This window comes from Endozoicomonas sp. ONNA1, assembly GCF_024606325.1.
Lineage (GTDB): Bacteria > Pseudomonadota > Gammaproteobacteria > Pseudomonadales > Endozoicomonadaceae > Endozoicomonas_A.
In genome coordinates this window covers 1-7,943 of sequence record NZ_JAHHPN010000163.1, presented here as the reverse complement: position 1 = coordinate 7,943, position 7,943 = coordinate 1, and the positions used below count along the sequence as shown (strand labels likewise).

The window sequence follows — 7,943 nt, the reverse complement described above, 5'->3', positions numbered from 1 at the left end:
TCCAGCAGGCGACTTTGAATATTCGGTTACATTTGTTCAAAACAACCTTGAAGACTGGAGAACAGGAGCAAGAATCCCTAATGCTCTGTACATCGGAACTCAAAGCGGGGGGATTTTAACTGTAGGCTGCGGTGATAAAGAAGGAATGACAGGGGAATACACAGAGATAGGTAAAAAGTACACATCATCAATCGTTTATTCAAAGAGTGATAAAAAATTTTATGCCTACCTTGACGGGGTTCTTTTGAAATCAATTAGCAATGTTTCTGTCCCGGAATTATTTGAACTGGCTATTGGCGCAACAGAGCCAAACTACGGTTATGCTGCAAATGGGCAAATCTATGACGTAAAGCTTGTAGATAAAGTCAATCCTGAAAATAGCCGCTATTACTCGTCTCTTATTCAAAGTCAGACAAAACCAACAACTCTAATACTAAAAGATGAATGGGGCGAGGGTTCAACCGATGGAGAGCTTATCGGGTTTGATCCCGGTGAAGAGTGGGAGCCGGTCAAGTGGGCAACAGAAGGCGACACCCTTTTTAAAGGCATAGGCGCACTCGGCGAAGTCTCCGCCATCTCAGAAGAAGCAGGCAGCAGCCCCGTAAGATGCGAGCTGAAACTATCAGGCTTCGACGACTCTCTACGTGGAGAAGTTTTAAGAGCCAAATACCATGGCCGACCCGTCAAAGTTCACCTTGTCGCCCTTGATGAGAATTACCAGCCTGAAGCCGTAGAAACCATCTGGAACGGCAAGCTCATAGATGCAAAAGTCGTCTACGGCGAAGAAAACACAATAGAAGTCACTGGCTCAAACCGATTCGAGGATTGGGACAAATCAAGAGCTGACCGATTCAACGACGAAAGCCACACAGCACGACACCCCGGAGACAGAGCTTTCAAGTATGTTGCTGGCTTGTCTGGCAGAGAAATTTACTGGGGCGGCAACGATTCACCCATTCAGCTGAGAGCATAATGTTTTCATCCGTTATCAATGATCTATCAAGCAAAAGCAGTGCTGCAGGCTCATTAAGTACATCGGGCCTGATGTCGTTTGCTGGCTCTCCATCCGTTATAAAGCCAAAACACCGGGGTAGTTCTGGATCTGGAACCAAGCCAGCCGAACGAAAACAGATGGTCAGAGGGCCACAAATCCCGATGGTGGGAGCGGTGGGCATGACGCAACTATCAGGAGCTCTGATCTACGCTGAAACAGAGACTCAAGACATACTGCATATTGTTCTGGCTCTGGTCGGCAAGAAAAAGTCAGGCCAGCCCGTTGTTTATGACGTTCCGAAAATCTTCAAAGATGACGAGGTTATAGAGACAGCCAGGATAGAGACCGCTTCAGGGGCTCGGTTTGTGGCAGAGGCTTATAACGGATACCTGAAAGCGACAATCTACGACGGTAGTCAGCAAAGCATTGATGACCTTCCGAGCTTGCGGGGTGCTCCGGGCTGGACTGAAGACATGATAGGTGCTGGTATTGTCCTTGCTCACATAGAGATGCGATACCACAACGATTATTTTTCAAACGGTATTCCACCCTACGAGTTCCTGATTGATGCTCGCCCGGTCTCCGGTGGATCGGTTCAGCCTCCCCTATCATCTGACTTGATTCTTCAATACCTGCAAGACGATTTCGAGGCGGCAGACGAGGAGATAGACTTTGACTCGTTTGCCAGAGCCCGTGATATTTGCATAGAGCCCGTTGTAACTGCTGTCGGTGCAGAAGAGCACCGCTATCAGGCTGGCGGCGCTTATGACTTTGACGAGAGTCATGCTGATGTAATAGAGAAGATGCTTCAGACCTGCGGCGGCCGCATCATTTATACAGGCGGCAAATTCTCTATACAGGTTGCTTCATGGCATGGCCCTGCAGACTTTGAGATCTCAGAGCATGAGATTATCGGAGATGTGACTATACAGCCGATGCCAGAGCGTAGAGACTTGGTGAACATTATCAGGGGCTCTTATACCGATGCTGAGACAGAATTTCAGTCGGCAGACTTTCCTGAAGTGGGCAGCCTGGAATATATAGAAGACGATGGCGAAGAGCTTGAGGGGGACTTTGACCTTGAGTTTGTGCAGTCCCCTGATCAGGCCCAGCGTCTTGCATCGTTGGAGTTAAACCGGGCACGACTCCTGACTATGGAGGTTCCTTGTAATTTCAGGGCGTATCCTGCCAGAGCAGGCAGTGTTATTAGTCTCGACTCTCCAACCATCGGCATCGCTGGTAATTTCTATGTTGAATCCTGGGAGTTCAACTACGAAGACGGTATCACTCTTGCACTGCGTGAGGACTTTGAAAGTCTGTGGGATGACTACATAGGCACTGTCGTTGACCGTCCGCCGCTGACTGATCTCCCAGAAGCCGGAGAGATTGACCCACCCTATGACATTGAACATTCTGAGTTTGAGCAGTATGGAGAATGGATCACAGAGCTACAGTGGGAGCATGAAGCACCGGGCAGTGTCTCCCGCTATCTTGTTACCGTTGAAAACATGGAAAACATAGACGGTGAATGGCAGGGAACAGAGATAGCCACAGGTGAAACCATAGAACAGCGATTCAGGTTTCCCGTTCCATCTGCTGGAGAATTCCGGGTAACAATTCGAGCTGAAAATAATTTTGGTGCGGTTTCTGATCCTGCTGAGGAGTGGTACACGTCCAGCATACCAACACTTGAAATCACTTCTATCAGTGCTGACGAGATCGACGTTTCCGCATTTCCTGCAAGAGCTCTTGTTTCTTGGTCTGTGGATCGACTGGAAGCCTTTGAAGAGGAGACTGTTCAGTTTCAAGTAGAAACACGGCCATACAATACAGCTGACTGGCTGCCAGTCACCACTACCACAACCCTAAGCTGTTGGGTTGAGGGTTTGGGAGCTGGAAGGCACGAAGTCAGGGTTAAAGGTATTCCACCATTCGGCACAGAAACAGGCTGGCGTACAGGAACCTTTGAAGTTGTATCTGTTGAGATACCGACAAATCTCACTCTTACTGATGAAGACGGGGAGGGCCAGACTGCTGCACTGTTAACATGGTCGGGAGCTGGTCAGGCGTGGGATATTGAAATGCGGCTTAACGGCGTTCTGTGGACGGGGGCAAGTGTGAGCGCCAGAGAGTGGCCTGTTCCAAGCTCTGAGCCCGGAGTTTATGTTATCCGGGTTCGGGGTCGTTCTGGGTCTGATCTGTCCGATTGGGCAGAGATAGACTTTACATCGGATGACTTGCCAGCTCCTGTCAATCTGCAATATGTCCCATCCCCTGAAAACTCCGGCTCATCCGGTACAGTCAGCTGGGAGTCTGGCGGTTCGACTCAGTTTATATCGGGCTATGAGATCCAGTTAGTCGATATTCAGAGCAACATTGTATTTAAGACGATGACACAGAGCACTGAATACATGCTGCCCGTTCTGGCTGCAGGTTCCTATGTTGTGAAAGTCAGGGCGGTGTCCTATTCAGGGGCGACATACTCAGAGTTTGCGACGACTGTAGCGCAAGTAGAAGGGCTTGCAACACCTACCGACCTTGGAGCGGTGGAAGAGATAACGGGCGGCGGTTCCACACTTACACAGTCCGTCATTGTTAGTTGGAAGCCAGGCGACAATTACGCACAATCCTATGAGCTGGAGTACAGACCTTTGTCTGCTCAGTCGTGGTCGGGTGCTTACTCTGGCCCTGCTACGTCTGCGAGCCTCACGAACTTAGAGCCCGGTGATTATGTTTTCCGTGTGCGTGCCCGGCTTGCGTCTGAGCTGTCTGGTTATGCCCAAATTACATTTAATGTAGTTGGGATGGACAGAGCACCGGATAACATAGAAGGGCTTCAGTTCCGGGCTTTGTCTTCGAGTGTTGCAATGCTGTCTTGGAACTTGATGACTGACCCCACTGTATTAAGTGGCGGTTCTATCCATGTAAGACACACTCACTTGACGGGTGAGTCTGCAACTTGGGAAAGTGCAGTTCCTCTTACCGAACGTCTACCGGGTAACGCTACTCTGACCAATGTCCCTCTGCTCTCTGGCACCTACCTTGTGAAAGCCGTAAACGGTTTTTCTCGGTGGTCTATTCAAGCCGCTATCGTGGTTTCAAATATTGGGAACATGCTGGGGTATAACCGGATTGTTGAGCGTGAAGAGCCTAAAGACTGGCCGGGGGAGAAATTCAAGGCACAGGTAAGCGAAGGTGGTTCCCTGACGCTTGGTAAATTAGACAATTTATCTCTAAATATGGATTGGGAGAGTTCAGGCGCAAACAACGGAGGCACAATCGTTGATTCAGGTGAACAAGTGGATGGACATATAGTCTACGACTTCAATCATCCAAGTGATTCAAGCAATCATGAATCTTACACCCGATACACTTACTTGACAAAGCCTGTAAGCGTCGGCGACACAATTAAAGTGTCGTTTGTGGCGAAATCGGATATAGAGGGGTCAGGATCAGCGTTTTTTATTTTTGAGGATACTTCCAAGTGGGAGTGGACTAAGGAACAGGTTTTAGTTCTAACAGAAGAATATCGGAAATATGAGTTCATTTATGAAATTGGAACTAACCCAAATGAGACAAAGCCAGCAAGAGCGTTTCGATTAGATAACGATACAAAAGGGAGCACGATAAGCTTTTACGACTTCAGGATAGAGAATCTGTCAGATGCAGAACGACCGCCTCATTACGTAATGGAGCAAGCCCTTGATCTTGAAGCAGTCTTCACAGCCCGTCTATCCCTCCAGATCGACGGTTCTGTTTACATCCCTGAACTGATCGACAATCTAGAAGACAACGTAGACGAATGGCCAATGTTCGACGGTTCCGACCCCGGCAACACTTGGCTTCAATATGAAGTCAGCCAGACCGACGATGACCCGGCTAGTTATAGTGCAGTTTGGTCTGAATGGACTCAGTTTCTGGTTGGTGAGTTCCGGGCCAGAGCGTTCAGGCTTCGTGTAACTCTGGTTACAGACAACCCTCAAGCTGTGGGCACACTGGCCAACTTGCGGCTAATAGCCGACGTGCCAGACAGGACTGAGTACGCTGTCGGTGTCAGCAGTCCAGCGGAAGGAATAAGGATCACTTATAACCAAGCTTTCCTGTCTCCGGCTGTTATAGGCATTACCGGGCAGGACATGGATCAGGGCGATAGATACGAGATCACCAACAACGCCAACGACGGTTTTAATATCCGGTTCTATAACAGCTCAGGCTCAGGGATAGCGAGAACCTTTGACTACATAGCCACATCATACGGCGAGCAGTAAGCACGCCACCTACCTTTAAACGTTGCCCGGACTGGAAGCAGTGCCGGGCTTTTTTATGTCTGGGAAAAAATGAGTACAGCAGACGATTATTATCTGGATAACCAGCCGGGGGCCACCTTTCGCGCTGAGTTAAATACCATACTGGCTGCCGTTCAATCCGCGAACTCTGGAAGTGTCGAGCCGACAGACAAAGTGCCTGGAATGGTTTGGTTTGAGACAGACACTAATAAGCGTTGGCGCAGAAATGCCAATAATGACGCTTGGGTGATGATCTACGACCAGAGCAACAAGCCAACAAAGGGTGATGTTGGACTTGGCAGCGTTGCCAACTACGGCAATACCAGCAGTGTTACAGACCCGTCAACCAGCAAATACCTGCTTGCGGCAGCCGCTAAAAACCTGAACGACAATAAGCTTGGAAAAACTGAGAAAGCGGCAGACTCAAGCAAGCTTAATGGTCAGGCGGCCAGTTACTACGCAACGGCAACACACAGCCACACGCCATCGAGCATAGGAGCCGCTGACAGGCAGCACACACACCCAGAAGGCGACTTGCCGAACGCAAGTACAAGCGCTCAGGGCGTAGTCCAGCTTTCAAACAGCACGGGTGGAAGCTCAGAGACAAAAGCCGCAACAGAAAAGGCTGTTAAAGACGCTAAAAATCAGGCTATAGCGGCAGGCGTTCCGGCAGGTGCGATCATCATGTGGGCAGGAACAGAGGCGCAAATTCCGTCCGGCTGGCAGCTGGCAAACGGTCAGGGCAACACGAGTAACGGTATTAAAATCCCTAATTTACAGGACCGCTTTATTGTCGGGGCTGGCAGTGCGTACGCTGTTGGCAATAATGGCGGGAGTGTCAGTAAGACAACCGGTGCAGCGGGGAGTCATTCGCATACTGTTAGTGTTGGTAATACCACGCTGTCGACAAGCCAAATGCCTTCGCACAAACATAGATTAAAATTGCGTGCTTCTGGTGATAATGGCGGATCTTTGTCAGATGGGGCGGTGAGGACGCAGTTTCATCATTCTTCTCAGCAAATAAAGCTGATGCACAGCGACAATACGGCGGATTATGAAGGCGGCTCTGGCTCCCACAACCACAGCGGCAGCTCTGGCAGTTCTGGCAGCCACTCACACACTGTAGACGTTCGACCTCCCTATTATGCGCTTTGCTACATCGTAAAACTGTAAGGCTATCAATGAAAATTCAGAGACTGACAATAGTAAATGATGACCGTCTTGTGGTCGTGGACGGTTACGGGCTGAGCATGGACACCGGACAGCCTGAAAACGTTCATGCAGTACAATGGCTCGCCGGGGCTGGAGAGGTTGAGTTCAACGACGGGACAGAAAACCAACCTTTTACCGATCTTGAGCCATACCTGCCCATACTCTTAGAACACGCCAGACTGAGAGCTGAGCTTGAAGCACCACCGCCACCGCCAACAGATGAGCAGATAGCGGAGACTAAGCGAATTTGGCGAAATCACGAGATAGGGCTTGTTGCTGAACGGCTCGATCAATACAAGAATGATTCTGCTTTTGGTGTTGACACGTTCCCGTTTGAGGTATCAGGAGATAAAAAGGCAGCGGCCATTCAGTTGAATGATTATCGGGTTGCACTGATCGAGTGGCCCGATAGTGAGGGGTTTCCGCACATCGACCCACCAGAGCCGCCGGAGTTCTGGACAGCAGCCGAACTTTATTTGTAGCAAAGGCTACCTGTCGTCTTCGAGCCATAGCAGAAGATCATTTGGTGAGACGTCCACAGCTACGCAGATATTATAAAATAATTGCAGCTTTGGAACGCTCTTACCTGTTAGCCATTTCGAGACAGCTTGCTGTGATACTCCTAATTCCCTCGCCAGCCTTTTTTCGCTGTAGTTCTTTTTGTTCATTGCTCTCAAAAGGCTCAATGAAATCAGGCGGGATACCTGATCCACTTCAAAACCCCTATACCTATTCGGATTTCACGAACAACCGGAGGTTGTGTATTTCCTAAAAGTTGACTTGCATCAATCAGGTTAAGCCGGATGACCTATAAATTCTCCCCGTCAAATTCACACCATAAAACAAGGGATCTTTGTGAGTCATCCGCTAACAATCGTTAAAAAACTTCAGGCAGTTGCAGAGTATGCAAAGAAAAGCCGGAGTGCTCAATATGAGTGCTTCGGAAGCAGCGACGACCTTGCTGAAGTGCAACGTCTGATCGGCGTGCTGTCGTTGCTGAATGAGCTAGAGAGAAAATTGAAAGTAGAGTAAGTATTGAATACGAGTGGTGCCGGGTGCTGATAAGAGCACATGGCACTCCCCTGACATTTCCCGCTAGCGAACTAACGTTTATAGACCAGGACACCCGGCTCAAAAGCCTTCGTCTGATCGGGATTGCCCCGCCATGTGATGTTATCAGCATCGTCAGGCGATGACGGGGCAAGTATCGCCACAATGGAGTGGCCTGTCAAATGTAATGCCGCCAGAGGAAACGTGCAAAAAATCTTGCGCAAGTTCTGCGCAAGTTTTGCGCAAGTTTTTTGACTGTCTATAGACATCTATGAACGGATGATAAAAATACCGGCTGAATCATTTAATCAACAGAAACCCCTCTAAAATGGACTCCATAGCAAGGGAGACGGGAAAAAAGAAACCCGTGCCTCTGGGGGAAGAGTGCACGGGTTAAGACC

The 7,943-nt window shown here is 49.3% G+C and carries 6 protein-coding genes; 5 read left to right on the top strand and 1 reads right to left on the bottom strand.

The window, feature by feature from the left end:
- The 4 genes from KDK19_RS03870 to KDK19_RS03855 all read left to right on the top strand — a co-directional run.
- Window positions 1-973, top strand: a 973-nt coding sequence (locus KDK19_RS03870; RefSeq protein WP_257291371.1) for a hypothetical protein, incomplete at its 5' end; no start/stop codon positions are given.
- Window positions 973-5,262 carry a fibronectin type III domain-containing protein gene (locus KDK19_RS03865; RefSeq protein ID WP_257291370.1) on the top strand — a complete coding sequence of 1,430 codons (4,290 nt, stop codon included), beginning with the start codon at window positions 973-975 and terminating at the stop codon, window positions 5,260-5,262. The genes KDK19_RS03870 and KDK19_RS03865, both read left to right, overlap by 1 nt.
- A 69-nt stretch (window positions 5,263-5,331) precedes the next feature.
- Window positions 5,332-6,453, top strand: a complete 1,122-nt coding sequence (locus tag KDK19_RS03860) for a phage tail protein (protein ID WP_257291369.1) — start codon at window positions 5,332-5,334, stop codon at window positions 6,451-6,453.
- A gap of 8 nt (window positions 6,454-6,461) precedes the next feature.
- Entirely contained in the window at window positions 6,462-6,974 is a 513-nt protein-coding gene (locus KDK19_RS03855) for a hypothetical protein (protein WP_257291368.1), read from the top strand.
- A 6-nt stretch (window positions 6,975-6,980) separates the two neighbouring features.
- Here KDK19_RS03855 and KDK19_RS24280 read toward each other — a convergent pair whose 3' ends face one another.
- Complete coding sequence (locus tag KDK19_RS24280; RefSeq protein ID WP_368736434.1) at window positions 6,981-7,160, bottom strand: helix-turn-helix transcriptional regulator; 180 nt, start codon at window positions 7,158-7,160, stop codon at window positions 6,981-6,983.
- 187 nt (window positions 7,161-7,347) lie between these two features.
- Between KDK19_RS24280 and KDK19_RS03850 the strand changes: the two genes are divergently transcribed.
- On the top strand, window positions 7,348-7,524 hold the full coding sequence (locus tag KDK19_RS03850) for a hypothetical protein (RefSeq protein WP_257291367.1): 177 nt from the start codon (window positions 7,348-7,350) through the stop codon (window positions 7,522-7,524).
- Window positions 7,525-7,943 lie beyond the last annotated feature (419 nt).

What these genes read in the sequence shown, in the direction of transcription:
- KDK19_RS24280 (WP_368736434.1), bottom strand. Translation starts at nt 7,160, where the DNA reads ATGAACAAAAAGAACTACAGCGAAAAAAGGCTGGCGAGGGAATTAGGA.
- KDK19_RS03865 (WP_257291370.1), top strand. Translation starts at nt 973, where the DNA reads ATGTTTTCATCCGTTATCAATGATCTATCAAGCAAAAGCAGTGCTGCA.
- KDK19_RS03855 (WP_257291368.1), top strand. Translation starts at nt 6,462, where the DNA reads ATGAAAATTCAGAGACTGACAATAGTAAATGATGACCGTCTTGTGGTC.
- KDK19_RS03860 (WP_257291369.1), top strand. Translation starts at nt 5,332, where the DNA reads ATGAGTACAGCAGACGATTATTATCTGGATAACCAGCCGGGGGCCACC.